Annotated in this window: 28 protein-coding genes; 18 read left to right on the forward strand and 10 right to left on the reverse strand. The window is 57.8% G+C overall.

The window, feature by feature from the left end; genetic code table 11:
- Positions 1–244: 244 nt before the first annotated feature.
- From AC0QKW_RS02770 to AC0QKW_RS02780, 3 genes are read right to left on the reverse strand one after another with little or no spacing between them, the layout of a single operon-like run.
- On the reverse strand, positions 245–634 hold the full coding sequence (locus tag AC0QKW_RS02770) for a hypothetical protein (protein ID WP_473149527.1): 390 nt from the start codon (positions 632–634) through the stop codon (positions 245–247).
- Complete coding sequence (locus tag AC0QKW_RS02775) at positions 631–1119, reverse strand: hypothetical protein (RefSeq protein WP_473149528.1); 489 nt, start codon at positions 1117–1119, stop codon at positions 631–633. The genes AC0QKW_RS02770 and AC0QKW_RS02775 overlap by 4 nt, the downstream gene beginning before the upstream one ends.
- Before the next feature lie 44 nt (positions 1120–1163).
- Entirely contained in the window at positions 1164–2297 is a 1134-nt protein-coding gene (locus AC0QKW_RS02780; RefSeq protein ID WP_473149529.1) for a ParM/StbA family protein, read from the reverse strand.
- Positions 2298–2902: 605 nt separating this feature from the next.
- Between AC0QKW_RS02780 and AC0QKW_RS02785 the strand changes: the two genes are divergently transcribed.
- The 3 genes from AC0QKW_RS02785 to AC0QKW_RS02795 all read left to right on the forward strand — a co-directional run bounded on the left by AC0QKW_RS02785 (position 2903) and on the right by AC0QKW_RS02795 (position 7113).
- A complete protein-coding gene (locus AC0QKW_RS02785) occupies positions 2903–3220 on the forward strand; it encodes a hypothetical protein (RefSeq protein ID WP_473149530.1) in 318 nt (105 codons plus the stop codon).
- A gap of 10 nt (positions 3221–3230) precedes the next feature.
- Positions 3231–5933 carry a MobF family relaxase gene (gene mobF / locus AC0QKW_RS02790; protein WP_473149531.1) on the forward strand — a complete coding sequence of 901 codons (2703 nt, stop codon included), beginning with the start codon at positions 3231–3233 and terminating at the stop codon, positions 5931–5933.
- Between the two features lie 532 nt (positions 5934–6465).
- Positions 6466–7113 carry a Crp/Fnr family transcriptional regulator gene (locus tag AC0QKW_RS02795; RefSeq protein WP_473149532.1) on the forward strand — a complete coding sequence of 216 codons (648 nt, stop codon included), beginning with the start codon at positions 6466–6468 and terminating at the stop codon, positions 7111–7113.
- Between the two features lie 115 nt (positions 7114–7228).
- Here the strand turns inward: AC0QKW_RS02795 and metX are convergent, their stop codons facing one another.
- The 6 genes from metX to AC0QKW_RS02825 form a co-directional block, all read right to left on the reverse strand.
- Positions 7229–8371, reverse strand: a complete 1143-nt coding sequence (gene metX, locus AC0QKW_RS02800) for a homoserine O-acetyltransferase MetX (protein ID WP_473149533.1) — start codon at positions 8369–8371, stop codon at positions 7229–7231.
- A 115-nt stretch (positions 8372–8486) separates the two neighbouring features.
- Positions 8487–9779 (reverse strand): O-acetylhomoserine aminocarboxypropyltransferase/cysteine synthase family protein, encoded by a 1293-nt coding sequence (locus AC0QKW_RS02805; protein ID WP_473149534.1) that lies wholly within the window; start codon positions 9777–9779, stop codon positions 8487–8489.
- Positions 9780–9813: 34 nt separating this feature from the next.
- Entirely contained in the window at positions 9814–10809 is a 996-nt protein-coding gene (gene cysK, locus AC0QKW_RS02810; protein WP_473149535.1) for a cysteine synthase A, read from the reverse strand.
- Positions 10810–10897: 88 nt separating this feature from the next.
- The gene (locus tag AC0QKW_RS02815) at positions 10898–11128 is read right to left on the reverse strand and encodes a hypothetical protein (protein ID WP_473149536.1); all 231 of its coding nucleotides are present in this window, start codon (positions 11126–11128) and stop codon (positions 10898–10900) included.
- A gap of 37 nt (positions 11129–11165) precedes the next feature.
- Positions 11166–11456, reverse strand: a complete 291-nt coding sequence (locus AC0QKW_RS02820; RefSeq protein WP_473149537.1) for a hypothetical protein — start codon at positions 11454–11456, stop codon at positions 11166–11168.
- A gap of 53 nt (positions 11457–11509) precedes the next feature.
- Positions 11510–12085: an MgtC/SapB family protein gene (locus AC0QKW_RS02825; RefSeq protein ID WP_473149538.1), complete on the reverse strand. Its 576-nt coding sequence runs from the start codon at positions 12083–12085 to the stop codon at positions 11510–11512.
- A gap of 232 nt (positions 12086–12317) precedes the next feature.
- On the opposite strand from AC0QKW_RS02825, the gene AC0QKW_RS02830 reads away from it, so the two are divergent.
- The 8 genes from AC0QKW_RS02830 to AC0QKW_RS02865 all read left to right on the forward strand — a co-directional run bounded on the left by AC0QKW_RS02830 (position 12318) and on the right by AC0QKW_RS02865 (position 18849).
- Positions 12318–12779, forward strand: coding sequence for a protein tyrosine phosphatase family protein (locus tag AC0QKW_RS02830; RefSeq protein ID WP_473149539.1), 462 nt, complete (start codon positions 12318–12320; stop codon positions 12777–12779).
- Entirely contained in the window at positions 12780–13982 is a 1203-nt protein-coding gene (locus tag AC0QKW_RS02835) for an NAD-dependent epimerase/dehydratase family protein (RefSeq protein ID WP_473149540.1), read from the forward strand. It begins immediately after the preceding gene.
- Positions 13983–14096: 114 nt separating this feature from the next.
- Entirely contained in the window at positions 14097–14678 is a 582-nt protein-coding gene (locus AC0QKW_RS02840; RefSeq protein WP_473149541.1) for a beta-class carbonic anhydrase, read from the forward strand.
- A 161-nt stretch (positions 14679–14839) separates the two neighbouring features.
- Positions 14840–15790: a sulfurtransferase gene (locus tag AC0QKW_RS02845; protein WP_473149542.1), complete on the forward strand. Its 951-nt coding sequence runs from the start codon at positions 14840–14842 to the stop codon at positions 15788–15790.
- Between the two features lie 140 nt (positions 15791–15930).
- Positions 15931–16137 (forward strand): hypothetical protein, encoded by a 207-nt coding sequence (locus AC0QKW_RS02850; protein ID WP_473149543.1) that lies wholly within the window; start codon positions 15931–15933, stop codon positions 16135–16137.
- A gap of 20 nt (positions 16138–16157) precedes the next feature.
- Positions 16158–17327 carry a YeeE/YedE family protein gene (locus AC0QKW_RS02855; RefSeq protein ID WP_473149544.1) on the forward strand — a complete coding sequence of 390 codons (1170 nt, stop codon included), beginning with the start codon at positions 16158–16160 and terminating at the stop codon, positions 17325–17327.
- A 63-nt stretch (positions 17328–17390) separates the two neighbouring features.
- Positions 17391–17843 carry a YidH family protein gene (locus AC0QKW_RS02860; protein WP_473149545.1) on the forward strand — a complete coding sequence of 151 codons (453 nt, stop codon included), beginning with the start codon at positions 17391–17393 and terminating at the stop codon, positions 17841–17843.
- 139 nt (positions 17844–17982) lie between these two features.
- Complete coding sequence (locus tag AC0QKW_RS02865; protein WP_473149546.1) at positions 17983–18849, forward strand: prohibitin family protein; 867 nt, start codon at positions 17983–17985, stop codon at positions 18847–18849.
- A gap of 111 nt (positions 18850–18960) precedes the next feature.
- Here the strand turns inward: AC0QKW_RS02865 and AC0QKW_RS02870 are convergent, their stop codons facing one another.
- On the reverse strand, positions 18961–19881 hold the full coding sequence (locus AC0QKW_RS02870; RefSeq protein ID WP_473149547.1) for a LysR family transcriptional regulator: 921 nt from the start codon (positions 19879–19881) through the stop codon (positions 18961–18963).
- Positions 19882–20046: 165 nt separating this feature from the next.
- Here AC0QKW_RS02870 and AC0QKW_RS02875 point away from each other — a divergent pair, with 165 nt between their 5' ends.
- The 7 genes from AC0QKW_RS02875 to AC0QKW_RS02905 all read left to right on the forward strand — a co-directional run bounded on the left by AC0QKW_RS02875 (position 20047) and on the right by AC0QKW_RS02905 (position 25610).
- A complete protein-coding gene (locus AC0QKW_RS02875; protein WP_473149548.1) occupies positions 20047–20802 on the forward strand; it encodes a cadmium resistance transporter in 756 nt (251 codons plus the stop codon).
- Between the two features lie 18 nt (positions 20803–20820).
- Positions 20821–21432, forward strand: a complete 612-nt coding sequence (locus AC0QKW_RS02880) for a cadmium resistance transporter (RefSeq protein WP_473149549.1) — start codon at positions 20821–20823, stop codon at positions 21430–21432.
- A 91-nt stretch (positions 21433–21523) separates the two neighbouring features.
- The gene (locus AC0QKW_RS02885; protein WP_473149550.1) at positions 21524–22162 is read left to right on the forward strand and encodes a hypothetical protein; all 639 of its coding nucleotides are present in this window, start codon (positions 21524–21526) and stop codon (positions 22160–22162) included.
- Between the two features lie 159 nt (positions 22163–22321).
- The gene (locus AC0QKW_RS02890) at positions 22322–22597 is read left to right on the forward strand and encodes a hypothetical protein (protein ID WP_473149551.1); all 276 of its coding nucleotides are present in this window, start codon (positions 22322–22324) and stop codon (positions 22595–22597) included.
- A 442-nt stretch (positions 22598–23039) separates the two neighbouring features.
- Positions 23040–23717, forward strand: a complete 678-nt coding sequence (locus tag AC0QKW_RS02895) for a cadmium resistance transporter (RefSeq protein ID WP_473149552.1) — start codon at positions 23040–23042, stop codon at positions 23715–23717.
- A gap of 64 nt (positions 23718–23781) precedes the next feature.
- The gene (locus AC0QKW_RS02900) at positions 23782–24213 is read left to right on the forward strand and encodes a YidH family protein (RefSeq protein WP_473149553.1); all 432 of its coding nucleotides are present in this window, start codon (positions 23782–23784) and stop codon (positions 24211–24213) included.
- A gap of 161 nt (positions 24214–24374) precedes the next feature.
- Positions 24375–25610, forward strand: a complete 1236-nt coding sequence (locus tag AC0QKW_RS02905) for a tetratricopeptide repeat protein (RefSeq protein ID WP_473149554.1) — start codon at positions 24375–24377, stop codon at positions 25608–25610.
- Positions 25611–25726 lie beyond the last annotated feature (116 nt).

A 25726-nucleotide genomic window follows, 5' to 3' on the forward strand; every position in this document is an offset into this window, starting at 1 on the left:
CCCACAACCTCGGCCTGCTCTTGGAGGATGACGAGTAGCGTCTGGCAGCGGTGGGAGAATAGTCTCTGGTGTCAGTCGGGCAGAGACCGTAACAGTCTGTCCACACCAAACACAACAATCTCCTCCAGATTCTCAAGACCCAGGGAATCCCCGATCGCAGCGGCACTGGATTCAGTTTCAAATTCGCAGATTTCCTCCTACCTCATAGCCCGCCTCAGCTTTCAAAACGGGGTAGCCAGAAATATCAGGCTTCAGCCTCCTTACTGGGCTGCCGGTGGCTTTTCCCTGAGCTTACTGATGAAAGGTCTCGCTGCAGCTCCTGCCGAATCAGAGCGAACCGCTGCACATCGGCCTGGGTTAGCCAAGACTCGAGTTCATAGAACGTTTGCCCATCCTGCTTTTGTATCCTCAACGTGAGAATCGTCTCCGGCAGGTGGTGAGCATCGCCCCTAAACTCGATATTCAAATCGCGCCCCCGCTCCACAATTGTGTAGAACTGCCTGCCCTCAAACACCCGCTGCCCTCGGTGCTGCCCCTGGCAAAACCGCTCCAGCAGCAGCACCGCCGTCCCCGCAATCTGCTCCTGGGTCTGGCGGTCAACGGGGATCGGTATTCTGGGTCGCGGCGAGGTCACGTCAGGTCATTGATGAAGGGATTGAGCCCCGCCATGATGGCGGCATCGTCGCCCAAAAACTCCCGAAGCGGCTGATCAACCGGCCCTGGGCCGGGTAGGGTTTTGATGGATGCTGTTGAGGTAGATGCCATGAAGCTATTGGCTGATGGTAGATGTCGTGGGTTTGGCCCAACCAGTGAGAGAGCGGTCTTGGGTGGCGTGATCGAATCATCGAAGGCTTCCAGCTCTGGGAGAAACCGCTCCTTGATTTCTAGAATCTGAGTCGTCAACTGCTGAATTGATCGCACAGCCTGCCGCCGAATTTCATCCTGGGGAGCCTGAACCGCCGCCATCGCAAACGGCCCATAACAACCATTCAAGGCCGATCGCATACGGGCATGGAGATCATGTCGAGACTTTCCCCGGCAATAACCAATCACCGCCACATCCAGCTCATCCCGGCTGGAGTACTGAATCCGGGCCTTTGTTTCTGACGTTTGGGTCATCCCTCTAATTCCTTATCGTTGCTGCAACTGGGGAGAGTTCGGCGCTAGCGAGCCTGGGTTGGCTTGGCGCTGTACATAAACGTTTTGAACAACCCATAGACATCGGCCCAGCGGACGCTGGTGATCAAGTCGGGTTCTGCCGTACCCTCCTGGCCTCGCAGCACATCGGTCATCTCCTGTCGTAGAGCCTCGACCCAGGTAATCTGCTGAGCAAGCCCGCGCTGGTCAAAAAACTGTTCCAGCTCTGGCCGAATGAAATAGGCAGCACCCCCGCCGACAATCACCTCCACCTCAGCCGAGGGCAGCCACTGCACCAGAAACTGATTCACCCGATCCAGATAAAACTCCCGAGCGTAGCTACAGGCCTTAGCCAGGTCAAGGGCTTCCTTGCGGCCTGGGACGTGAAAGGTGGGGTGCTCCTGAAGGATTGCTTCCAGAAGAGCCGGGTCATCGGGAGCGACACCCGGTAATTCGGTGGCACACTGCTTCATGTATTCCACGAACCCTGGCCCCTGGGAGGTGCTGTTGGTTTCTTGGGGCGTGCTGCCCTTCTCGAAGGTGAGGATGGAGAGATTGCGGTGGCCAAACATCAGGACGACGACAGTGGAATCGCGAATCCCTACCCCAGCTCTGGCCAGCTGCAACCCCTTGGCCAGGTAGAGCCCGGCCCCCTCTGGTTGCATCTCGATGCGCTCTAGCTGCCCAAACAGAGACCGGCCCCGAAAGCTGAAGTCTGAAATGGCTCCCAGAATCTGAGCCTTCAACTCCTTACGGTCTTGCCAGTATTCTTCCAGCGGCAACAGCAGGCCCAGTTGAGCAGTGAACTCACAACCTGAGCTGTCAGCGTCCTGAGCCGCCAGAGTCTTCTCAGCGATGACTCCGAGGGTGGCGAGAATTTTGTAGACGGCGCGATCGCGCTTGGGCAGAGCGAGACCCGAGTCACCTTTTTGGGCGATTGCTAAGGCCCCAATGGCATAAGCACTATTGCCCACCATCACATAGGCACTGTCCTCGGGTTCCTGGCTAGTCAGCCCGCCGAGCATCAGCCGGTCAAGCCGAGCGGGGTTCAACCGAGCTACCTGGGGGTCAAGATGCAGCAGGTAGGGCTGGCCCTGCCAGTAGAGGCATTTGGTGGCAGAGCTGCCCATGTCGATATAGGTCTGGATGATTTGGGTCATAGTTTGGATGCCAATGACAGCGTTTAATCAACAGCTTGAAGTTGCAAGAATGCCTTCCAGCTTGTTGATCGATATCTGTATTCTGAGTTGTCGTTTTTATTCACGACTTGATAACGACTGAATTGTTATCTTCAGCAATATCCATCATCGTTTTGATAACTAGTGAATTTCATTCACGACTTATTCACGACTTGATAACGACTTGCCTATCCAGAACCCAAAGCAAGCCTGGAATCATCCAATTATTCACGACTTGATAACGACTTAATCACGACTTCTCCTTTTATAGGGTACAGATTCCAATCAATAGATTGATGAATACGAACAAACTTTGCAGCTCTCTTAGCTGAACAGAACTGACATTTTCTGTGGGCTAAAACAGAGGTAATTGTTTCCAATCCCCTCGCACAAAACGCCCCGGCAGAAGCCTGATGGGTTGCCCTGGGGGGCTACGCCACTCCACTGCGTTTCGTAGCTCCGCGTTTCACACACCACGCCCAGCCCTGGGCCAGGGGGTTGCTGAAACCCAGCACTATCAGGGGTTCCAGGCATGGGAGCCAATGGCCGGTCGTTTACGAATCACTGACGAATTCACGGAAAAGCTCATGGGTAAAGGATTTAGCGTCTCGCTGCCCCTCGAAGAGGCAGCGATCGTCGAGAAAGAGGCCAATCGGCTGGGGCTACCCGCCGCCAGCATCATTCGCCTGATGATGCGCGATGGTCAGCAGCGCCGGGAACTGGAACGGCAGGTGGATGACCTGAAGGCCCGGATGGAGCTGCTGCAAGTGCAGTTCCAGGGGCTCCAGATTTTGCTGGAGACCATTGCCCTGGAGCAGGCCAATGCCCGAGGGCCGCAAGCGATGGAAAATCGCAAGGCGCTGATTCAGGAAATCCGCAAGCGCCAGGGTTTGGTCGAAGGCTAGGAGGTCAGTCATGCTCAGCCTGACGGTAATCAGCGCCAACCAAGGCGAAACCTACTACACCGCCGAGAACTACTACACCAGCGAAGAGAACCAGGCCCACTCTGGTTGGTGGGGCCAGGGGGCCAAGAGCCTGGGTCTGGCAGGACAGGTGCAGGGAGGCGACTTCAAGAATCTGCTCCATGGCTCCCATCCTCAGGGGCATCAAACCCTATCGGGTCGAAAGATTGACCCGGAGCGCCATCGAGCCGGGCTGGATTTGACCTTTAGTGCGCCCAAGAGCATCAGCCTGGCGGCCTTGGTGGGCGGCAATGAAGCGATCGAGCAGGCCCATCGCATAGCGGTGGTGCGCACCCTGGCCATCATCGAGGAGCGCTATGCCCAAACGCGGGTGCGGACAGCGGAGGGACGGCAGGCAGTTGGCACCGGCAACCTAATTGTCGCCCAGTTCCACCACGACACTTCCCGCGAGAAGGATCCGCAGCTGCACACCCATTGTGTGGTGATCAATGCCACGCAGTTGAACAATGCTCGCTGGCAGTCGCTCCATAACGACATCCTCTTCAAGCAGCAAAAGCTGTTGGGGATGATTTACCAGAACGAACTGGCGGTAGAGGTGCAGCGGCTGGGCTATGGTATTGAGCCCAGGGCAAACGGCCAGTTTGAACTTCGGGGGTATCAAGCCGAAGATCTCCAGACCTTCTCCAAACGGCGGGAGCAGATTCTGGCGGCGGTGGAGGAGAACGCGACGGCCCAGGCGCGAGAGCTAGCGACGCTGATGACCCGTGCGCCTAAAGGCAAGGAAATCCCTCGGGAAGAGCTACGCACCTACTGGCGGCAGCAGGCCGAGGCGCTAAAGCTGGAACATCCCCAGCCTCAGCAGATGGATTGGCATAGCCAGCCAAAGCGGGCCACCCAAGCGGGGCTCACCCACTGCGCCGAGCGGGAGGCGGTGTTCACACGGGAGCAGGTAGAGCGGTTTGCCCTGGAGAATCATCTGGGGCAGCAGCTCTTTGATGAGGTGCAGCAGACCTTGAATACCGATCCGGAGGTGATCCATACTCATGATCAGCGGTTGACCACTCAGACGGCGGTGCTGCGAGAGCTGGAGACCATCCGCACCGTGCTGGATGGGCGGGGGGAGGTGGGGGCGATCGCCTCGCCAGTCTTGGTGGAAAGACATCTGCGCGATCAAGGGCTGACCGAGGGGCAGGTGCAGGGGGTGATGTTGGCAGCTACAACCCGCGATCGCTTCATTGCCTGGCAGGGGGTGGCCGGGGCCGGGAAGAGCTACGCCCTGAATCAGTTTCGTCAGATTGCGGAGTCCCATGGCTACACCGTCCGGGGCTTTGCCCCCAGTGCGGAGGCGGCGAAGGCGTTGGGTGACTCGGCACAGATTCAGCCGGTGGAAACGGTGGCGGCGTTGCTGTGTGCTCAACCGGTGGAACTCAACCCGGCTCAGTCTGAGATTTGGGTCGTGGACGAGGCGGGACTCCTGAGTGCCAAGGATGCGCTGGCCCTGGTGACCAAAGCCCAGGCGCAGCAGGCCCGAGTGGTTTTGGTAGGAGACATCCGGCAGCTGTCGGCGGTGGATGCGGGGAACCCGTTCAAGAGTTTGCAGCAGGCGGGAATGGCAACGGCCTACCTCACCCAGTCCTTGCGGCAGAAGAACCAGCAGATCAAGGCGGGCGTTGACCTGATCGCCGCTGGGGAAATTGCGGCGGGGGTGCGGCAGTTGAAACCCTACATTCAGCAGGTGAGTAGTCAGGAGGCGAGAGCAGCGGCGATCGCCCGTGACTATCTCGCCCTGAACCCAGAGGAACGAAAGAAAACCTTGTTATTGGCAGGCACCAACCAAGAGCGTTTAGCGATCACCCAGCTAGTGCGGGATGGGCTGAAGGCAGAAGGAACCCTGGGTCAGAGTTTGATGGTAAAGCGGCTGAAGGCGAGGGATTTAACGGAGACCCAGGCGGGCTATGCCCACCATTTTCAGCCGGGGAATGTGCTGATTCCCCAGGCCAGCTACAAGCGGCTGGGGTTGGAAAAGGGGCAACGCTACGAGGTGCTGGCGACGGATAGCCACAGTAATAGGTTAATGCTGCGGGGGCAATTGGGGGCAGCGTTGCAGGTGGATCCAGCTCAGATTAGGCGAAAGTCGGTCTATGAGGTGGAGGAGATGGAGATTGCAGTGGGCGATCGCCTGCGGTGGACGCGCAATGACCATGCCCTGGGGCGACGCAATGGCCAGGAGTTTGAGGTGGTGGGCATGGAGGAGGGGCAGGTGCTGATTCGCTGGGGGCGGGGTGAGGTGGGGTGCTTCGAGAGTTCAGAGTTAGCCCATCTGGATTACGCGCTGGTCAGCACCACCTATGCGGCCCAGGGAAAATCGGCGGAGCGGGTAATTGGGGCGCTGGATCGTCATGTGGGGCGAGAGAGTTTTTATGTGACGGTGAGCCGGGTTAAGTGGGATCTGCGGTTGTATGTCTCAGAAGATTTGGATCGGCTGATCGAGCGAGTGGAGCGGCCTAAGGCGAAGGAAAATCCCAGCGATACTAATGTGTTGATTCCCCAGAGAGAAGATTGGGTGTCAGCGAGACCATTGGTTAGCCAAAATGCCCAGGTAGAAATAATGACCTCATATCAGCAACTTGTAGGATCTACCAGGAATAGAGCTTATCCATCGACACCTGCATCGCAGCAGCCCGAACTGGAATAGTAGGTAGACAACTTGTAGAGAGGCTACCCGCATTAGCACAGTCTATGGTTCAGGCTTAGCAACACCTAACCTAATATCTAGAAGCAGTCAGTCGCTAGCTCAGCTAAGTTGTTTAGAAATTCACCTTTGGCTTCAATGCGATAGCGGTAGGTAAGTCAGCCGCCAGACCACACAGCAGAGCTACCCCCATTAGCCCCAGCGGCAGCCCCTAGCCTGTGTCAAAATGGGCAATTCAAAGTGCTCAGCACCGCTCCAGATTCGTCATCAGGTTCAACGCCAGCCTCCCCGCCAGCACCAGGGCAACCTGGTCGTGGGCCGGGGCTGAAGCGGCTTGACTCATGTATTGCTGACAAAGCAGAATTTGCGCAGAAGTCAAATTAAAACGTGCTGTGCTTGAAGTCAAAATGTTTTGAGATTGTGTTAATCTCTAGGGGATTGATTTTGCAACGCCCTAGTGGCTGAATCGCAAGTGCCTAGCTATCAACGCTTGGGGCAGAGGTTTGGTTGAAACCCCAAGATTAGGAGAATAATCATGTTGAACCAGTTGGATAGTGCTGGGGCTGTGCCACCAGTCGTCTCTGCCAAGCCGTTGCAGGGGCTTTCTCTGGAGCAGTTGCAGCGGTGGCCGCTGGCTGATGTTAGTTCCTGCGGGCGACGCGGCTATTTGCCCGCTCGCCGCGATCGCCTCTGGTTGCTCAAGGCGGGCGTCGTGCGAACGATCACCTATCAGGAAGATGGTACGGCGATCGCCCTGGGTCTGTGGAGCACTGGCGACATTATCGGACAGTCCCTCTCCGACGCCGATCCTTATCTGATTGAGGCATTGACGGAGGTAAAGGCGGTTTCTATCGCCCTTAGCGACTGGCAACCCCCCGTGGATGTCATCACCAGCTACCTGAAGCACACCGAAGCTCTTATGGTAGTGCGCACCCACCGCCGGGCCGAAACCGCTCTGCTGGGTCTATTGCAGTGGCTGGCTAACCGTTTCGGCTTGCAGATTGACCGGGGTTGCCTCATCGACCTCAAAATTACTCACCAAGACCTAGCTGACTTCAGTGGCCTCAGTCGGGTGACGGTGACTCGCCTACTGCGTCAGTTTGAAGAACAGGGGCTAATCTATCGGCGATCGCGCCAGCTAATCTTGGCTGAGACTAGCGATCACTGGCACTACGAGATTTAGGAGAGTGGGGAGTGGATGGGTAAGGGGTAGGGGGTGGACTTGGTTGTTGGGTACAAGGGTTAGCGTTTCACTCAGCACTCTCTACTCCACATCCCTTACTCTCTACTCCCACCCCCTACCCCTCAACCAACGCCCACTGCTGACGAAACGCCACAACCTGTTCGTTCAAATTTTCCATATCGATCAAGAAAGCATCGTGGCCGTGGGGGGAATAGAGCCAGTTGAGCTGGGCCTGGGGCATCAGTTCAGCCAATTCTTGCTGCTCGGCAGGGGGGTACAGAATATCGGAATCAATCGCCACCACTAGGGTGGGGTGGGGTATGCTTTGCAGCGCCGATTGGTAGCGCTGGTTCGGGTCTGCACCTGGCTGATCACCCCCAATCTCGTGGCGATCCATGGCGTGGGTGAGGGCGATGTAGGTGTTGGCGTCGAAGCGATCAACCAGCTTTTGGCCATGGCGGTGGAGGTAGTGGGTGATAGCGTAGGGGGTGGGGGGTGAGGGGTGGTGCGTAGGGGCAGACACACGGGTCTGCCCTACTGGTGGGACGGTAGGCACTTGGGGTTCACGGCCAAAGCGGTGGTGGAAGCTGGCCCAGGAGCGGTAGGTGCTCATGGCGATCATGCGGGCGACGGCGAGACCCTGAACGGGGGGATTATCTGGGGTGTAGTGGCCGCCCTGCCAGCGGGGGTCGGTATAGATGGCCTGTCTTTGGGCTTCGCTGAGGCCGATGCACCAAGGAGAATGACGACCGGGGGCGGCGATGACGGCAAGGCTTTGAACGCGATCACCATACTGTGCGCCCCACTCCAGCACCTGCATGCCCCCTAAGGAGCCACCCATCACCAGACGCAGGGACTGCACCCCCAACCCCGCTAGCAACTGGGCCTGCGATCGCACCATATCGCGCACGGTGATAGCCGGAAAGGTAGGGCCGTAGGGCTGTGCCGTTTCAGGATTAAGGCTGGTGGGGCCAGTGGTGCCATAGCAACTGCCGAGGATATTGCTGCACACAATAAAATCCTGTGTCGGGTCGAGGGTTTTCCCTGGCCCGAGCAGTGGCTGCCACCAGTCATCCACATCGGCATGGCCAGTGAGGGCGTGGCAAACCAAAATGGCATTGTCACCACGGCGGTTCAACTCGCCCCAGGTACGATAGGCCACCTGTACGTCGGGGAGCACACCACCCAGTTCAAGTTCCAGGGGCGCGGGGAGGTGGTAGAGCTGGGTGTAGGGTGAAACGAGGTGAAGGTAGGTCACGGGGGTTAGGGGTAGGGGGTTAGGTTTGGTTGTTGGTTACAGGGGTTAGCGTTTCACTCAGACACCCGCTTCCCACCCCCTACTCCCCACTCCTGACTCCCTACTCCCCACTCCCCTACAGCGCCGCAAACGCCTGGGCAAAGTCTTCCTTAATATCGTCAATGTGCTCAATGCCCACCGACACCCGCACCAGGTCGGGGGCAACTCCGGCAGAGCGCTGTTCGCTCTCGCTGAGCTGCTGGTGGGTGGTGCTGGCGGGGTGGATGACCAAGGTTTTAGCGTCGCCCACGTTGGCCAGGTGGCTAGCGAGTTTAACGTGGTTGATGAACTTGCGCCCTGCTTCTAGACCGCCTTTGATACCAAAGTTCAGCACGCCGCCAAAGCCGTTGTGCAGGTACTTGGTGGCCCGCTCGTGGTAAGGGTGCTCAGGTAGGCCGAGGTAGTTGACCCACTCCACCTGGGGCTGCTCTTTCAGCCAGTGGGCCAGGGCGAGGGCGTTGCTGGCGTGGCGCTCGACCCGTAGGGAGAGGGTTTCTAGCCCTTGCAGCAGCAAAAATGCGTTGAAGGGGCTGAGGGCGGGGCCGAGATCGCGCAGCCCTTCCACCCTGGCCCGAATGATGAAGGCGATATTGCCAAAGGGGCCGTCAGGGCCAAAGGTGTCAGAAAAGTTCAGGCCGTGGTAGCCGGGGGAAGGCTCGGTAAACAGCGGAAACTTGCCGTTGCGCCAGTCGAACTTGCCCGAGTCAACAATCACGCCGCCGATGGAGGTGCCGTGGCCACCGATCCACTTGGTCGCAGACTGAACCACAATGTCGGCCCCGTGGTCGATGGGTCGCACCAGGTAGCCCGCCGCCCCAAAGGTGTTATCGACAATCAGCGGAATGCCGTTTTCGTGGGCTACGTGGGCCAGGGCGGCAAAGTCGGGTACGTTGAACTGCGGGTTGCCAATGCTCTCGACATAGAGGGCTTTGGTGTTCTCATCGATCGCCTGGCGAAAGGTCTCGGCATCGTCGCCTTCTACCAGTTTCACCCCAATGCCCAAACGGGGCAGCGTCACCTTGAACTGGTTGTAGGTGCCGCCATAGAGATAGCTGGTGGCAACAATGTTATCCCCTGCCTGGGCCAGGTTGCTAATGGCCAAGAACTGTGCCGCCTGACCGCTGGCCGTAGCTAGGGCCGCCGCGCCCCCCTCCAAGGCCGCGATGCGCTTTTCAAACACATCGGTGGTGGGGTTCATGATGCGGGTGTAGATGTTGCCAAACTCTTGCAGGGCAAACAGCCGCGCCCCATGGTCGGCATCGTCAAAGGTGTAGGAGGTGGTCTGGTAAATGGGCACCGCGCGGGCGTTGGTGCCGGGGGCGGGTTCTTGGCCAGCGTGGACTTGTAGGGTTTCGTAGCGATGAGTCATGGGAGTAGGTGGATGGGTGAGGGGATATTCGGGCTTAGCTAGCTACGCCTGTGAGTTCCTTATTCAGGGCTGACAGATCGGCGACTTGGTTGGGCGGCAAGTCGCGGAACAGCACGGTACTGAGGTAGCGTTCGCCGTTGCTGGGCTGTACAGCGACGATTAGCTTGCCCGTATTCTCAAGGCGCTGTCCGACCTGGATGGCAGCGGCAAGGGCAGCCCCGGCAGAAATACCGGAGAGAATGCCTTCTTCGCGGGCCAGACGGCGGCTGTAGTTGACGGCAGTGTCGCTGTCGATCTGGATTACCTCGTCAATCAGATCGACCTTCAACACCTCGGGTACAAAGCCTGCGCCAATGCCCTGGATTTTGTGGGGGCCAGCGGCACCGCCAGAGAGCACGTGGCTTTCGACCGGTTCGACGGCGATCGCCCTAAACCCTGGCTTGCGCTGCTTGATCACCTCGGCCACGCCGGTAATCGTGCCGCCCGTGCCAACTCCGGCAATCAAAATATCAATCGTCCCGTCGGTGTCGGCCCACAGTTCCTCGGCAGTGGTCTCGCGGTGAACTTTGGGGTTGGCGGGGTTTCGAAACTGCTGAGGCATAAAAGCATTAGGCAAAAACTCGACAATTTCTGCCGCCCGCCTAATCGCCCCGACCATGCCCTGGCTGCCGGGGGTGAGTTCGAGCTGGGCACCGTAGGCTTGCAGCATGGCCCGCCGCTCCAGGCTCATGGTGTCGGGCATGGTGAGAATCAGCCGGTAACCCTTGGCGGCAGCCACCAGAGCCAGGGCAATGCCGGTATTACCCGAAGTTGGCTCCACCAGGATGGTAGTTTCGGGATTGATTAGCCCGGCCTCTTCCGCCGTCTGAATCATGCTGGCCCCGATGCGGTCTTTGACCGAGGAGGCGGGGTTAAAGCTCTCTAGCTTGAGGGCAATATCAGCCCCAGATCCCTCGGATTGGGGAATGCGGTTGAGGCGCACGATGGGGGTGTGGCCAATGAGTTCGGTGATGTTGTTTGCAATGGGCATGGGGGAGAAGAGTAGGGGTAGGGGGTAGGTTTAGTTGTTGGTTGCAGGGGTTGGGGTTTCACTCAGATACGCCTTTTACTCCCTGCCCTCACTGCCATAACCGCAGCCGACCTAAGCTGAGATGGGTCTGAGTCGCTTTGTGCAGGTAAACCAGCAGCAGGCTACCCAACACCACGGGAGCGAGCAGGGCGATGACAGTGTAGCCGCGACCATAGCTCCAGCGGTTTCGGAGAGGGCGGCGGTGGGAAAGGGGTAGGGGCTGGGGGGTGGGGGGATAGGCGAGGACGGTTTCAGAGGTGTCTAGAGAGAAGGATGTCATGGCGGAGAGAGAGTAGAGAGAACAACAGAAAACTTTTCTAGTAGTGCCAGCTATCGCCATCAGCATGACCTTTGCCCTGGATGGTGATGGGGTACTTTTGTAGCTGTTTGAGCCAGCACTGTACGGCGTTCAAGGGGCCAGAAAGCTCAATCTCTAAGGTGGTTGACTGGGCTAGGCTGCTGACGGAGAAGGTGGTGGGTTGGCCGTTTTGGGCGATGGCGCGAACAACCACCCGACAGCTTTCGGCCAAATCTTCGAGTAGCGCTTTGACGGAGACTTGAGGAGAACCGTAGATTCTGAGTCTGAGCTGGGTTTGAGGAGTTGTCATGGCGCTTAAACCAGTGGAAACAACAGGAAAATCTCAAGAGGATGCGTTGGGAACTAGTCCCGCCTGGAATAGAAGGAGAAGCGACTGAGGCGCGATCGCACCTCTGAACGCTCCGGCGGTAATTCTGCAGCGGAGTCTTTGGCTGACCGCAAAGGCAATCGACCCAGTCGCACGGCGATAGGCCGCTTGGCTTGCTTAACGCCGCTGAGGACAATCAGCATGGCCACTGTCCCCACTACGGCCAGTTGCCACAGCCCAAAGCCAACGGCGGTTCCCAGGGCGGCGGTGGCCCAGATGGCGGCGGCAGAGGTCAATCCCTTGACCTTGCCCCGGTGCGACTGCTGCAAGATCAGCCCGGCCCCAATGAAACCTACCCCCGTAGCAATGCCTTGAACGGTACGGCTCAGGGCATTGACCGAGGAGTAGTCTTGGGGGATTTGTAACGGCAGCAGGATAAATAACGTCGCCCCCAGGCTGATCACCATATGGGTACGCACTCCTGCCGAGCGGTTGTTGCCCGTCCACTGGCGCTCAAAGCCAATCAGCCCACCGATAACAACCGACAGCCCTACCCGAAAGATCAAGTTGAGCCAGTCGCTGGGTTCGATATATCCCGCGTGAATTGCCAAGTCACTCCATCCTTAGCATTGCATACACCGAAAACCCGATGAGTTTACCGGTGATTGATTGATGTTTGCTCACTATGGCACGACGGCCAGTAATTTTCAATTAGATTGCAAACAATTTTAGTTTCATGTACGATGCTTGTGCGTTTAAATTTGCCGGGGATGCAGCACGTATCAAGGCGCTTTTGCAATGGCACCTTGAGAGAGCCCCTGGGCATACAACTTGTTTTTAGCCATGACAGACAACATTCGCGCCGTAAATGACGACTACAGCAGTGCTGGGCAGCTGACCCCTGAGCAAATTGAGCAGGCGGCAGTCCAGGGGTTTAAGTCGGTGCTAAATCTCAGGTCGCCCGTCGAACCGGGCACCCTGGCCGACGAAGCAGAGCAAGCTGCCGCCGCTGGTCTCGGCTATGCCCAGGCTCCAGTGAGCCCCACCACACCGGAAGGCAAAGCTCTAGAAGAAGCCCTTGCGGCGTTGGATGCATTGCCGAAGCCGGTGCTAATTCATTGCCGGGGCGGCGGACGGGCGACGGCGGTGGCGCTGATCGCGATCGCCACCCAGGAAAAGTTCTCCCAAGAGGCATTCCTAGAACAGGCTGCTGCCAACGGTCTAGGGCCAGAGCAGCCGCAAATCCAGCAGTTTTTGCGCGACTACTACGGTGCCCCTGTGCCCGACCAGCAGGAGATCGTCTAGATGGTTGTTGGCAACGCTCAGCCCTATACCCAGCCGCTCCGGGTCTTCATTCTCGGGGGCGATGGTTTTTGCGGCTGGCCTACCGCGCTGCATCTGTCGGCTCTGGGCCACGAGGTCGTCATTCTCGACAACCTCTCCCGCCGCAACATCGATAATGAATTAGAGGTCAGCTCTCTCACCCCGATTTCGCCTCTGGGAGTGCGGCTGGCAGCGTGGAAAGAGCACTCGGGCCGCGATATCCCTTTTCATCGAGTAGATATTGCCCAGGATCACGACCAGCTCTTGGCCCTGATTCAGCAGTATCGCCCCGATGCGGTGGTGCACTTTGCCGAGCAGCGGGCCGCCCCCTACTCGATGAAATCGCCCCGCCACAAACGCTACACCGTCGATAACAACCTCAACGCCACCCACAACCTGCTCTGCGCCATCGTCGAGTCGGGGCTAGATATTCATGTGGCCCACCTCGGCACCATGGGGGTCTACGGCTACGGCACGGCGGGGATGAAAATTCCTGAGGGCTACCTGGATGTAGAGATTCCCACCGAGAGCGGCGATCGCATCGCCCAGCGGATTCTCTACCCGGCGAACCCAGGCAGCATCTACCACATGACCAAAACCCAGGATCAGCTGTTCTTTTTCTACTACAACAAAAATGACGGCATCCGCGTCACCGACCTCCACCAGGGCGTGGTCTGGGGCACCCACACCGCCGAAACCCGCCTAGATGAGCGGCTGATTAATCGCTTTGACTACGACGGCGACTACGGCACCGTGCTGAATCGCTTTTTGATGCAGGCGGCGATCGGCTACCCGCTGACGGTGCACGGCACGGGCGGCCAAACCCGCGCCTTTATTCACATTCAAGACACCGTGCGCTGTATTCAGCTGGCTCTCGAAAACCCGCCCGAGCCGGGAGAGCCAGTGAAGATCTTCAACCAGATGACCGAAACCCACCGCGTGCGCGACCTGGCCCAGCTGGTCAGCGACATCACCGGAGCCGAGATCGCCCACCTGGATAACCCCCGCAAAGAAGCCGCCGAAAACGATCTCTTCGTCGAAAATCGCTGCTTCCTCGACCTGGGCCTAGAGCCCACCACCCTCAGCAAAGGCCTGCTGCTGGAGGTGACAGAGGTGGCGGAGAAGTACGCGGGGAGGTGCGATCGCAGCAAGATTCCCTGCACGTCGAAATGGGTGAAGGCGTAGGGGGTTAGGGCGTGGGGAGTGGGGCGTAGCTGATTGAAACGCTAACCTCTGCAACCCACAACCAAACCACCCCCCCTACCCTTCACCCCTCACCCCTTACCCCCAACTCCCCCCATGTCCCAAACCCTTCAAGCTGTCCTCTCCGCCAACGATGCCTACGCCGCCGACTTTGGCGACAAAGGCAACTTGCCCCTGCCCCCCGGTCGCCGCTTTGCGGTACTGACCTGTATGGATGCCCGCCTCGACCCGGCCAAATTTGCCGGGCTGAGCGAGGGCGATGCCCACGTGATCCGCAATGCCGGGGGGCGGGCCAGCGACGACGCCATTCGCTCCCTGGTGATTTCCTACAAATTGCTGGGCACCCGCGAGTGGTTCGTCATCCACCACAGCGACTGCGGTATGGAAACCTTTACCGATGCCGTGATTCGCGGGCTGCTGGCCCACAGCCTAGAGACCGCCAAGGTCGATGCCGACGGCTGGCACGACGTGGGCCAGGGGCCAGGCTCCAATGAGGGCGACTTCATTAGCTGGCTTACCATCTCTGACCTGACCCAGAGCGTGGTGGAAGATGTCGCCCGCATTCGCAATCACCCGCTGGTGCCCGCCGAAATCCCCATCTACGGCTACGTCTACGACGTGAAGACGGGGCGGCTAGTGGAGGTGCCGGAGGCGACGGCAGTGGGAGTTGCTGGGTGAGGGGGTGGGGGAGTGGGGAGTAAGGGGTGGGGAGTGGGGGGTAGAGCGAAGCTCTAAGCCCTGTAGTTAATAAATCCTACGCCTCACCCATTTACCCCCCTACCCCACACCCCTCACACGCTTCCAAGACAAATTGTTCAAAACAAAAGGAGTAACACTCGATGCTTAAGCAACTACAGCGCTGGAAAATCCAGCTGGTTGCCTTTTTAGCGGCGGTTTTGGCTGTGGCCACCCTGCCCGCCCTGGTGCAGCCCAGTGCAGCGGCGACCACCATTGATTTCGTTAGCCCTCAGTGGCTGGCGCAGCATTCTCGCGATGCCAACCTGCGTATTCTCGACGTGCGCACTAACCCCCTCGACTACATCAACAGCCACATTCCCGGCGCGGTGAACATTGCAGAAAACACTTTTCGTGGTCCCAACGGTCGTCTGCCCGTGCAGTTTTGGGAGCAGCAAAAAATTGAGTCGCTGTTCCAAGAAGCTGGCGTCAACAACGACAGTCACGTGGTGATTTATTCTGACGGCAACAACATTTTGGGCAGTACCCAGGTGGCTTATCTGCTGGAGCGGGGCAGCTACGGAGGTCAGGTTTCGGTACTTGACGGGGGCTTTAAAGCTTACAAAGACGCCAGTCTGCCGGTGACTAAGGAGTTCCCTGAGTATGCCAAGGGCAACTTTACCCTGGAAGACAACAGCGATATTCGCGTCTCGCTCGACGAGGTGCGATCGATCGTGCGCGACCGCAGCACCCGTATTACCTTCATTGATCCACGCCCGCCCGCCTTGTTTGCCGGTGAAGAAGACCTGTTCATTCGCAATGGCCACATTCCTGGGGCCAACAATGTTCCTTGGCCAAGCTTCACCGTAGGCGAAGACAACTTTCACCAGCTCAAGTCCCTCGATGAGATTCGCGCGCTGCTGGCTCGGCGGGAGATTACCCCCAACGACGAGATTGTCGTGACCTGCAGCACTGGGCGGGAAGCCTCGTTGCAGTACGTGGTGCTGAAGCACCTGCTGGGCTACCCCAACGTGCGAATTTATGAAGGCTCGTGGACGGAGTATTCGGCCCAGCCTGACCTGCCCGTGGCCACGGGGCGTGACCCCAACGTTTAAGACCCCGGTGAGGGTATAACACCGAGAGTCATCGGGTAGCTGGTTTTATCCCACAGGTGCAACCGGCTACCTTTACCCCCAATCGGGGCAATCGGTGCTGTGACTGGAAGAACGAACTGTTTTTCAGGAATGACTGATCTATGCTGCTGCGACTGCTGCTAATTGCCAGTGCCCTAACCCCCCTAACCCTGGTGGGAAGCACGTTTTGGTCACCGACGTTTCAGACGACTGGGTCTGACACCCTTAACCCAGTGGCCTCCTGCGCGCCAACCCAACCCGATGAGGACGATGAGGAGGAGGACGACGATGAAGAACCCCGTCGCCCTACCCGAGGCCGCTTTTCGTGATGTTTTGATGTAGGTTTGCTATGGCTCAGTTTGTCGAGCGATCGCGCACTCAGCTGCCGCAATCGCAGTCATTTCTCCTCTACCTACTGCTGGCTGTAGTCCTCGCCCTGGCGGCGGGGCTAACGTCGTTTGGCTGGCGTCAGAGCACCTTGTTTCTGGTGGGCACGCTGTTTGGCCTCACCCTATACCACGCCAGTTTTGGCTTTGCCTCGGCCTACCGCCGCCTGGTGGTGCATGGCGACGGGCAAGGGGTGTTGGCCCAGGTGCTGATGCTGGCGGTGGCCACGCTGCTGTTTGCGCCGATTTTGATTGGCGGGGTGGGGCGTGGTGCCCTCGCTCCGGTGGCGGTGCAGGGGGCGATCGGGGCGCTGCTGTTTGGGGTGGGCATGCAATTGGGCAGCGGCTGCGCCTGCGGCACCCTCTACACCATTGGCGGCGGTAGTTCGATGATGGTGCTGACGCTGCTAACCTTTGGCACCGGATCGTTTTTGGGCACCTTGACCAACGGCTTTTGGCAGGGATTGCCCAAAACTGAGGCGGTGTCGTTAATTGGGCTCTGGGGTTGGGGTGGCGCAGCGCTGCAACTGGGGCTGCTGGGACTCTTGGGGCTGGGTTTATGGCGTTGGCAAACCCAAAATGGGGGCGAAACTTTGGGTTTCAGCCACTGGCCCAACTGGCGATCACTCCTCTATGGCCCCTGGTCGTTAGTGGTAGGCGGCATTGCCCTGGCGCTGCTAAATACCCTCACCCTGCTGCTGGCCGGTCGGCCCTGGGGGGTGACCTGGGGCTTCACCCTCTGGAGCGCCAAGCTGGCCACCCTGCTTGGCTGGAACCCGACCAGCAGCGAGTTTTGGAGCCAGGAGAGCATTTTAGAGGTGCTGCAAGCCAGCGTCTTTGCCGACGTGACCTCGGTGATGAATTTTGGCATTGTGCTGGGGGCCGCGCTGGCGGCGGCGATCGCTGGACAGCTCACCGTGCGGCGGCCCCCTTCGCGGCGAGCGGTACTGGCGGCCCTAATTGGCGGTTTGCTGATGGGATATGGAGCCTGGTTGGCCTTTGGCTGCAACGTCGGTGCCTACTTTAGCGGCATTGCCTCCACCAGCCTGCACGGCTGGCTTTGGATAACTTTCGCCCTGCTAGGCACCTTCCTTGGAGTCCGACTCAGGCCACTGTTTCAGCTTACCAATTGATTTGCATCGGCCAAGGGCTATGCCCCACTGCCGCTGCACTGACTGTTACCTAATTGTTTTTCCATGACGCAGACTCCCCAATCTACCGATATTCAAAGCGATCGCAACGGCGATGCACCCCTGGCGCCCAGCCCAGCCCCCCCCAAAAAGCTGGGCTCCCGCACCCGCGACCACCTGGCCAACGAGCGCACCTACCTGGCCTGGATGCGCACCGCGATCGCCCTGATCGGTTTTGGCGTGTTGATCGCCCGCCTGCGCTATTTGGTCTCCCCCGATGTGCCCGGCACCGGCCAGGGCTGGCTGGTGGGGCTGGGCCTATCCTCCATTGGCCTAATCACTGTGCTGCTTTCAACCTGGCACTACTTTGCGGTGCTTGATGCGATCGAAAACAACACCTACGAACCCAACAGCCGCTGGGTGATTCTCTTTAGCCTGGTGGTGACGCTGCTGGGGGCCGGGGTGCTGTACGTGCTGTTTTCGGCCCCGGCGACGGTGAAGGGGTTTCCGGTGATGTAGAAAGTTTTAGATTTTAAGTTTTGAATTTTGAATGTCTTCTGTACGCCAAAAACTCAAAACTCAAAACTAGACATTTCTTCTGCGGAGACGCTCCGCGAACAAAACTACCCCCCCACCCCCTTACCTCCCAGGACTCCCCTTGATAGACACCAGATCTAATGACACCCGCGATCGCAACTCCACTACCCCGCTCGCCACCTCGGCCATCAGCAGCGGAGCTACTCTAGCGGCCTGGATTTTGCTAGGTCTGCTGGGGTTGGCCCTGGCTGTCAGCTTTTGGGTGGTCATCCCCGCCGGGGAGCGCGGCGTGTGGATGCGCTTCGGCCAGGTGCAGGACGAAGTTTTGGCCGAGGGGCTGCATTTTGTGATTCCCCTGGTCGATTCGGTGGAGACCCTGAGTACTCGGGTTCAAAAGCAGGAAATTGCCACCGAAGCGGCGTCGAAGGATTTGCAGGATGTGTTTAGCGATGTGGCCCTCAACTGGCACATCTTGCCCGACCAGGCCAATGTGGTGTATCGCCAAATTGGCGACGAGGCTGCCGTGGTGCGCTCAATCATCAACCCCGCCATTGAAGAGGTGATCAAAGCGGTGATGGCGCACTACACCGCCGAAGAGGTGATCACCCAGCGCGACCAGGTGAAGGCGGAGGTGGATGCGGGGCTGCGATCGCGCCTCGCTCCCTACAATCTGGCGATCGACGACGTATCGCTGACCACGATTCACTTTTCTCAGCAGTTTCGCGATGCGGTAGAGGCCAAACAAATCGCGGTACAAGAAGCTAAACAGGCTGAATTTGTTGCCCAAAAAGCCCTGCGCCAGGCTGAAATTGAGATCAATCTAGCCCGAGGCACCGCCGAAGCCCACCAGATTTTGCAGGAAACCCTAACCCCCGGAATCCTTAGGTACGAAGCCTTACAAAAATGGGATGGTCGTTTGCCTATGATCACAGGCGAAGGGACGAGTACGGTGATTGAATTGGATGATTTGATGCCGGAGAAGAAGTGATGGAAGTTTCGTTCGCGGAGCGTCTCCGCAGGAGAAATGCTTGGTTTTGTATTTTGAGTTGTTTCTGTACAGCAAAAATTCAAAACTCAAAACTCAACATTCAAAATTAATTCATCCCTCTACCAAAATCTCTTCAAAGGCTTTGGAAATGCGGGTGCGAAATCGCTTTTGGTGGCGCAGCAGAATGACTGGCTGGGTCATTTCGTAGGTGTGTTGAGAATTGTCGAGATCATCGACTACTGCGATCGCCTTAAGAGTACCTAGCTTAAGTTCCGATCGCACGATTGATCTCGGCAATGCCGCGGCGCCAATGCCACCTTCGACTACGGCCTTGATCATTTCGCTGGTGGTGAGAATGAGGGTGATTTCTAAGGTGCTGGGGTCAATGCCCCAATTTTGGAGCGATCGCTCAAATATATAGCGAGAGCCAGATCCGGGTTCTCGCATGATCCAACAGGTGTCGGTGAGTTCGGCAAGGGAGACCCGGTCTCGCTCAAACCAGGGATGGTTTTGACCCACCACAATCGCCACGACGTCTTGCCCAATTACCGATACCACCAGGTTTTGGCTGAGGGAGGGTTTTACCTCACCCGTGACCAGCCCTAGATCAAACAACCCAGTGACGGTGCCGCTGACAATTTCTTCGGCATTGGCGATGGTGCAGCTAATTGAAATGCCGGGATAGTTTTGTTTGAAGTGGCTAATTTTATGGGGGAGCCAGTAGTTGCCCACTGTTAAGCTGCTGCCCACTTTGAGTTCGCCCCGCTGGAGATCATTGAGTTCGCGCAAACCCTGGGCGGTAACCTCCACCTGGTCAAGAATTTTCTGCGCCTCAATTTGCAGCATTTCTCCAGCATCGGTCAGTTCAATGTGACGACCGATACGGTGGAATAACTTAACCCCATACTCTTCTTCTAAAGTTTGAATTGAGGCACTGACTGCAGGCTGGGTAATGTAGAGAGAATCTGCCGCTCGGGTGAAGTGTAAATGTTCGGCCACGGCCATAAAAACCCGGAGTTGTTCAAGCTTCATGGCGGTGAAATTACAAACTCTAAAACAGGCTTAAAATGCTGTCTAATTATTGCATAAATTCTATTTATGGAACTCACAAAAAAGAGTGTTTGATCCATTTATTTGTTCACCCTAATGTTGTAGGCAATTGGTAAAGCCGTTTAACCCCCCCGAGGTGCAGCGCCCATGACCGACCTACTGACAACCCTACTTCGCAGTTCCATGGCGTTTGCTGCCACCAACCTCGACGACATCGTCATATTGATGCTGTTTTTTTCCCAGGTGGGGGTGGCCCTGCGCAAACGCCATATCGTAGCGGGGCAGTACGTGGGCTTTGCGGGTTTGGTGGCCCTCAGCCTGCCGGGGTTCTTTGGCAGCTTGCTGTTTCCCCGCCCCTGGATTGGCTTGCTGGGGGTGGTTCCCATTGTCATTGGCCTCAGTCAACTGCTGTCGGTCACCATTGATGAGGAAAACGGCGAAGATTCTGGGGAGATGCTGCTGGCCCCCACAAGCGGCGGCGCTAGCTGGCTCTCGCCCCAGACCACCAGCGTAGCGGCCATTACCATGGCCAACGGTGGCGACAATATCGGTGTCTACATGCCGATGTTTGCCAACTGCGACGGGCCGGGGCTGGGGATCATCTTGGCGGTGTTTTTTGGACTGGTGGGGGTGTGGTGTTTTGTGGCCTACCAACTCACCAAGGTTGGAGCCATCTCTGCACTGCTGACCCGCTATGGAGCGCAGGTGGTGCCCTTTGTGCTGATGGCGCTGGGCGGGCTAATTTTGGTCGATAGCCACACCCTAGAGTATCGGGGCTTAACGGCCCTGGCGCTCACCATCATTGGCATCTGCGTGATTCATCTGTTGCGCACCGCCGCTCGGCTGTCTCAATCGGTGGCTCTGGGTCAGCCGGTGCCTGCACCCCAGAGAATAGACGGGTAGCATTTCCCCTGCTTCTCTATGGCCTGGCCATTGCAAACCCTAATCAAAGCCACAGCCGCATTTGTAGCCACCAACCTAGACGACTTTGTTCTACTTATGGTGTTCTTTTCTCAGGTGCCCAGCCGCTTTTCTTACCGCCAAATTTTTTGGGGTCGTTACCTAGGCTTTGCCGCCCTGGTGGCGCTGAGTCTGCCCGGTTTCTTTGGTGGTTTAGTGTTGCCTAAAGCCTACATTGGTCTGCTGGGTGTGGTGCCCATCGCGATTGGCTTTCGGCAGTTGCTCAAGAGAGAAGACGAGGCCGAGGTGCAGCTAGCAAATGCCCCCAAACTGCCCTTGGTCAATGCTCAAATGGCGGCGATCGCAGGCATTACCCTGGCCAACGGTGGCGACAATATTGGCATCTATGTGTCGTTGTTTGCCGGTCAAACCTGGGCCGAGCTGGGCCTGACGCTGCTGGTGTTTGGAGTGCTAGTCGCCCTCTGGTACTGGCTAGCCCAGGCATTAGTTAGCCATCCCCTGGTAGGCAACCGCCTGACAACGGTGGGCCATCGGTTAATGCCCCTCGTACTCATTGGCCTGGGCCTGTTCATTTTGATCGATAGCGAAACCTATCGATTGATAGCCCGCTGAGGTGAGTGAGTTTGGCGGCGGCTGAGCTAACGATGGTGCCGACATTGTTTTGAATTTTTGCAAGTTTAACCCTAGAAAAGGAGACCTTCCCATGCTTCATGCTCTCAAAAATGCCTTGAGTTTTCTACTGTTTGCGGGGGTGCTGCTGGTGCTCATCGGTCTGGCTCGCCCGGCCAGCGCCGACCCGATCGCCGAAAAGAGCCTCCAGTACGCCGAAATTACTCAAACCCTCACAGAACTAATCCAGCTTCAAACTGACCCCAACGCCGACCTGGAAGCCGCTGGCTACACTGCTGCCTCGCTCAGCCAAAAACTCTCCGATTTGCGCTTTCAAAAGTACATCCAAGAGACCAGCGAAGACTTCGGCATCTGTAGCAACACTACCGCCTCCACCGTGGGCGTCTACGGCTACGACCCCGATCGCAAAAACGCCACCCCCGACATTGCCTACCTGGGCGCTGGCCAAACCACCGACGACGACTGGGCCTGCACGGGAGTATTTCTGCCCGCTGATGCTGCGGTAACAGGGCTTGACCTAGGCGGCGAAGGGGCGATCGCATCGCTGGTCGACGGCACCCGCCTCACCATTAGCGAGAACCCAGTTACAGGCGCGATCGAGTTTGATGCCCCCCTCTATAAGGTGCTGAAAGCAGCAGATACCGCTACTCCCCTGCCCCAGCTCAGCTTGGCTGACGTAGCCGCGCAAGTGGCAAATGCTCCGGTTGATTAGAGCGTAAGGAGTAGGGGGTGGGGAGTGGGGAGTCCTTGAGTGAACACCCAAACTCTGCAACCAACAACCCAATTACCCCCTACCCCCCACTCATCCACCCCCTACCCCTCCTGGGAATAATAAAAACAAATACATCAACCTATAAAAAAGAAGGACTCTATGCAAATTCCACTTCCCCGTAGGCGACCAAAGCAGGAGATTGACTGGCAGCCGATTCTCAACCAAATGCAGCAGGCCGAGGGCCAGCGGCTGCCGGAGTTTCAGGGCGATCTAAAAACGGCGCTGCTGGCCCACGCTGGGTTAACACACCACCCCAAAGGAGAGGCAACCTACCAACTGGCGCGGGAGATTGCCCGCCTAACGACCTGCTGCGACCCTGAGATTGTCTACTGGTTTTCGCGTCTGGTGGAATTGGTGGACGACAGCGTTGAATAATTTATGAAAAGCAGTGCTGCGATGTAGATCCCAGGGTTTTTGAAAAACCCTGGGATCTTGGCTTTGGGGATTAGCACTCAGTGCTGAACAGCTACTCTAGCAGCACTGTTCTAGCCATAATTACTATCCACCGATTGGGCTTGGTGTCAGAGGCGGCACTTTGGGACTCAGGGATGGGATAACGACTGTCCTTGGGAGCAATTCTGCGCGTTACCAAGTGGCTACATTACACTCAAAAAACAGACAATTTTCCTCTCAAAAATAAACCCGTTTGGGTACTGCCAATTGGCAAAACTGCTGTGATAGAACCGTTTTTAGACAAGGGTTTCAAGCTTTTTGTGGCGTGCATAACTGCAATTTATCGTTTCTACAAAAAAGAGCATTTGCTCTTATTTTTTACTCCCCGTAAATTGAGGGTGCTCTTCCTTCAGGGGTATTCCCAATGGATTGGATTTTACCAACTGTCGCCCTTGGGGTGGCCACCGCTACAGCCACCACCTTTGACGACAACATTTATTTGACGATGTTCTTCAGCAAAACCAACCGCACCTTTCGGCCCCGCCATATTGTCGTGGGCGAATTTGTAGGGTTTACAGGCCTCGTTGGTATCAGTCTCATCGGCTATTTTGCCGGTTTGATGATTCCCCACATTTGGATTGGGCTGCTGGGCTTTTTACCCATTGCCATTGGCGTCAACGCCCTGCTCAGCCGCCAAGCCATGGGCGAAGACGACACGGTGGATGTGTCGGTGGCAAACCCCACCAACCCCCACTACCGCCAGGTGCGCCGCACCTCGCTTTGGCACACCCTGCGTGACCCCCAGACCTACCGCGTGTCGGCGGTGACGCTAGCCAACGGCGGCAACAACATCGCCATCTACATTCCCCTGTTTGCCAGCAGCACCCTGCCGCGCCTCAGCATTATTTTGGCGGTGTGCTATGCGGCCATTGGCCTGTGGCTGTTTGTCTCCTATAGCCTCAACCGCCAGCCGATGACGGCGGTGATTATGAGCCGCTACGTGCGCCGCGCCTTTCCCTTTGTGCTGATCTGGCTAGGCTCGTCAATTTTGCTCGAAAACGGCAGCCATCAACTGCTCTACGCCCTCGCCCCTGGTCTCTAATGCCCCCCATTCACCCATTCACCCCCTCCCCCCCTCACTCCCCTACCCCCTCACCCCCACCTCCATGCACCTCACCCTCACCCGCTCCAGAACTAACGACACCCCTGCCGACCAGGCCACAGTCAAGCGCCGCTCCGATCGCGTCCGTGAGCACTTGGCCAATGAGCGCACCTACCTGGCCTGGATGCGGAGCGCCATTTCGCTGATTGGTTTTGGTTTGGTGATTGTGCGTATTCGCATGTTTCAGCCACCGCTGCTGCCTTCCACGGGGGTGACTTGGAAGCTGGGACTGGCGTTTTCGATCATTGGCCTGCTGACGGTGCTGTTGTCTACTCAGCACTACTACGGGGTGCGCCGCGCCATCGATGCCGAGACCTACGAGTCGGGCGATCGCTGGGTAGCCCTCTTTAGCCTGGCGGTGCTCTTTTTGGGCACGGGCATTATCTACTACGTCTTCACCGCCCCGATGCTGATCACTGGGGCCATGTTTGAGTAGCCCCAGCGATCGCCATGGTTGCAGAGCCTAGGTATAGGAAAAGCTTGCCCAGGCGGCTGAGAAATCTAAAATTATTCCCAATTGTTTTCCAGTTAGCTTGAGTTTCAACTGAATTCATGGATAGTGGTAGCACCTCTTAGTAGTAAGCGGCTGTTTTAACCATGATTCAAGATGCTCAAGGCCTTGCTGTCACCACCGACTCTCCCCAGGCCGTAGAAGCCATTAGCCAGTTCATCGATCAGGCTCTTACCTATGGATGCGAAGCCGAAGCCACCATTCTCAAAGCGGTTGACGCCGATGAAGACTGTGCGATCGCCCAGGCCTACGCCGCCGCCTACTACCTCAGCCAAGAAAACTGGGCTGGCCGAGTACGGGCCAGGCCCTATCTCAAACAGGCGCTGGCCGGGGTGGCGCAGGTTTCTCGCCGGGAGCAGCTCTACATTCGCGGCATCCAGGCCTGGGGACAGGGCCAGATTGAGCAGGCGATCGGCTGCCATGTCGCCCTAGGGCAAGAGTTTCCCCAAGATTTGCTAGCGGTGCAGCAGGCCCAGTACCACTATTTCTACCGGGGCGATAGCCATGGGCTGCTAAAGGTGGCCCTGGCGGCACTTCCGGCAAACCCCAATCACCCGCTGCTCTACAGCATGGTGGCCTTTGGCCTAGAGCAGTGCCACCAGTTCACCCAGGCCGAAGCCTTGGGACGGCAGGCGACAGAACTGCGCCGCCACAACCCCTGGGCACACCACGCTGTGGCCCACGTGCTCGACGCCCAGGGTCGCCACCAGGAAGCTGTGGACTGGATGAGAGCCTTTGCCGACACCTGGGGTGACTGCAACTCGATGCTCTACACCCACAACTGGTGGCACGTGGCCCTGGCCCACCTGGCCCTGGGCGACACGGCGACAGTGCTCAGGCTCTACGACAGTCACGTGTGGGGCCGCGCCCAAAAACACACGCCGAAGGATCAGGTGGGGGCGATCGCACTTTTGCTGCGGCTGGAGCTGGCCGGGGTAGAGGTCGGGTCGCGCTGGCGATCGCTAACTCGCCCACTCCAGCTCCGTCTGGCAGAACAGGCCCTACCCTTTCAAGATTTGCACTATGTCTACGCCCTGGCCCGCGCGGGCAATGCCGATGCTGCCCACACCCTGATTGAGAATATGACGATCCACGGCTGCGGTCTGGATGGGCCAGCCCAGCTCCTGTGGCTGAAGCTGGCGGTGCCTGCGGCCAGAGGGCTGGTGGCCCACGCCCAGGGAGATTTGGAGAGTGCGATCGCCCATCTGCGCCCGGTGCTCCCCCACCTCTATCGCCTCGGCGGCAGCCATACCCAGCAGGCGCTGTTTCGCGCGGTCTATCGCCACGCGATAGAGCAGCCAGGGCGATTGGCGATGGCGTAGGGAGTGGGGGGCAGAGTAGTTTTGAATGTTGAGTTTTGAATTTCTGCTGTCCTGAAAAAACTCAAACCTCAACACTCAAAACTTTTATCCACTCCCTATCATCACCAAAATCTATT

This window comes from Pseudanabaena sp. PCC 9330 (genome assembly GCF_055795045.1).

Bases quoted from the DNA above. Each gene is read 5' to 3' on its own strand.
- AC0QKW_RS02860 (WP_473149545.1), top strand. From the start codon at position 17,391: ATGACGCAGACTCCCCAATCTACCGATATTCAAAGCGATCGCAACGGC.
- AC0QKW_RS02815 (WP_473149536.1), bottom strand. From the start codon at position 11,128: ATGACATCCTTCTCTCTAGACACCTCTGAAACCGTCCTCGCCTATCCC.
- AC0QKW_RS02785 (WP_473149530.1), top strand. From the start codon at position 2,903: ATGGGTAAAGGATTTAGCGTCTCGCTGCCCCTCGAAGAGGCAGCGATC.
- AC0QKW_RS02840 (WP_473149541.1), top strand. From the start codon at position 14,097: ATGTCCCAAACCCTTCAAGCTGTCCTCTCCGCCAACGATGCCTACGCC.
- AC0QKW_RS02885 (WP_473149550.1), top strand. From the start codon at position 21,524: ATGCTTCATGCTCTCAAAAATGCCTTGAGTTTTCTACTGTTTGCGGGG.
- mobF (WP_473149531.1), top strand. From the start codon at position 3,231: ATGCTCAGCCTGACGGTAATCAGCGCCAACCAAGGCGAAACCTACTAC.
- cysK (WP_473149535.1), bottom strand. From the start codon at position 10,809: ATGCCCATTGCAAACAACATCACCGAACTCATTGGCCACACCCCCATC.
- AC0QKW_RS02780 (WP_473149529.1), bottom strand. From the start codon at position 2,297: ATGACCCAAATCATCCAGACCTATATCGACATGGGCAGCTCTGCCACC.
- AC0QKW_RS02820 (WP_473149537.1), bottom strand. From the start codon at position 11,456: ATGACAACTCCTCAAACCCAGCTCAGACTCAGAATCTACGGTTCTCCT.
- AC0QKW_RS02775 (WP_473149528.1), bottom strand. From the start codon at position 1,119: ATGACCCAAACGTCAGAAACAAAGGCCCGGATTCAGTACTCCAGCCGG.
- AC0QKW_RS02835 (WP_473149540.1), top strand. From the start codon at position 12,780: ATGGTTGTTGGCAACGCTCAGCCCTATACCCAGCCGCTCCGGGTCTTC.
- AC0QKW_RS02890 (WP_473149551.1), top strand. From the start codon at position 22,322: ATGCAAATTCCACTTCCCCGTAGGCGACCAAAGCAGGAGATTGACTGG.
- AC0QKW_RS02805 (WP_473149534.1), bottom strand. From the start codon at position 9,779: ATGACTCATCGCTACGAAACCCTACAAGTCCACGCTGGCCAAGAACCC.
- AC0QKW_RS02900 (WP_473149553.1), top strand. From the start codon at position 23,782: ATGCACCTCACCCTCACCCGCTCCAGAACTAACGACACCCCTGCCGAC.
- AC0QKW_RS02880 (WP_473149549.1), top strand. From the start codon at position 20,821: ATGGCCTGGCCATTGCAAACCCTAATCAAAGCCACAGCCGCATTTGTA.
- AC0QKW_RS02905 (WP_473149554.1), top strand. From the start codon at position 24,375: ATGATTCAAGATGCTCAAGGCCTTGCTGTCACCACCGACTCTCCCCAG.
- AC0QKW_RS02850 (WP_473149543.1), top strand. From the start codon at position 15,931: ATGCTGCTGCGACTGCTGCTAATTGCCAGTGCCCTAACCCCCCTAACC.
- AC0QKW_RS02895 (WP_473149552.1), top strand. From the start codon at position 23,040: ATGGATTGGATTTTACCAACTGTCGCCCTTGGGGTGGCCACCGCTACA.
- AC0QKW_RS02845 (WP_473149542.1), top strand. From the start codon at position 14,840: ATGCTTAAGCAACTACAGCGCTGGAAAATCCAGCTGGTTGCCTTTTTA.
- AC0QKW_RS02855 (WP_473149544.1), top strand. From the start codon at position 16,158: ATGGCTCAGTTTGTCGAGCGATCGCGCACTCAGCTGCCGCAATCGCAG.
- AC0QKW_RS02870 (WP_473149547.1), bottom strand. From the start codon at position 19,881: ATGAAGCTTGAACAACTCCGGGTTTTTATGGCCGTGGCCGAACATTTA.
- AC0QKW_RS02795 (WP_473149532.1), top strand. From the start codon at position 6,466: ATGTTGAACCAGTTGGATAGTGCTGGGGCTGTGCCACCAGTCGTCTCT.
- AC0QKW_RS02875 (WP_473149548.1), top strand. From the start codon at position 20,047: ATGACCGACCTACTGACAACCCTACTTCGCAGTTCCATGGCGTTTGCT.
- AC0QKW_RS02830 (WP_473149539.1), top strand. From the start codon at position 12,318: ATGACAGACAACATTCGCGCCGTAAATGACGACTACAGCAGTGCTGGG.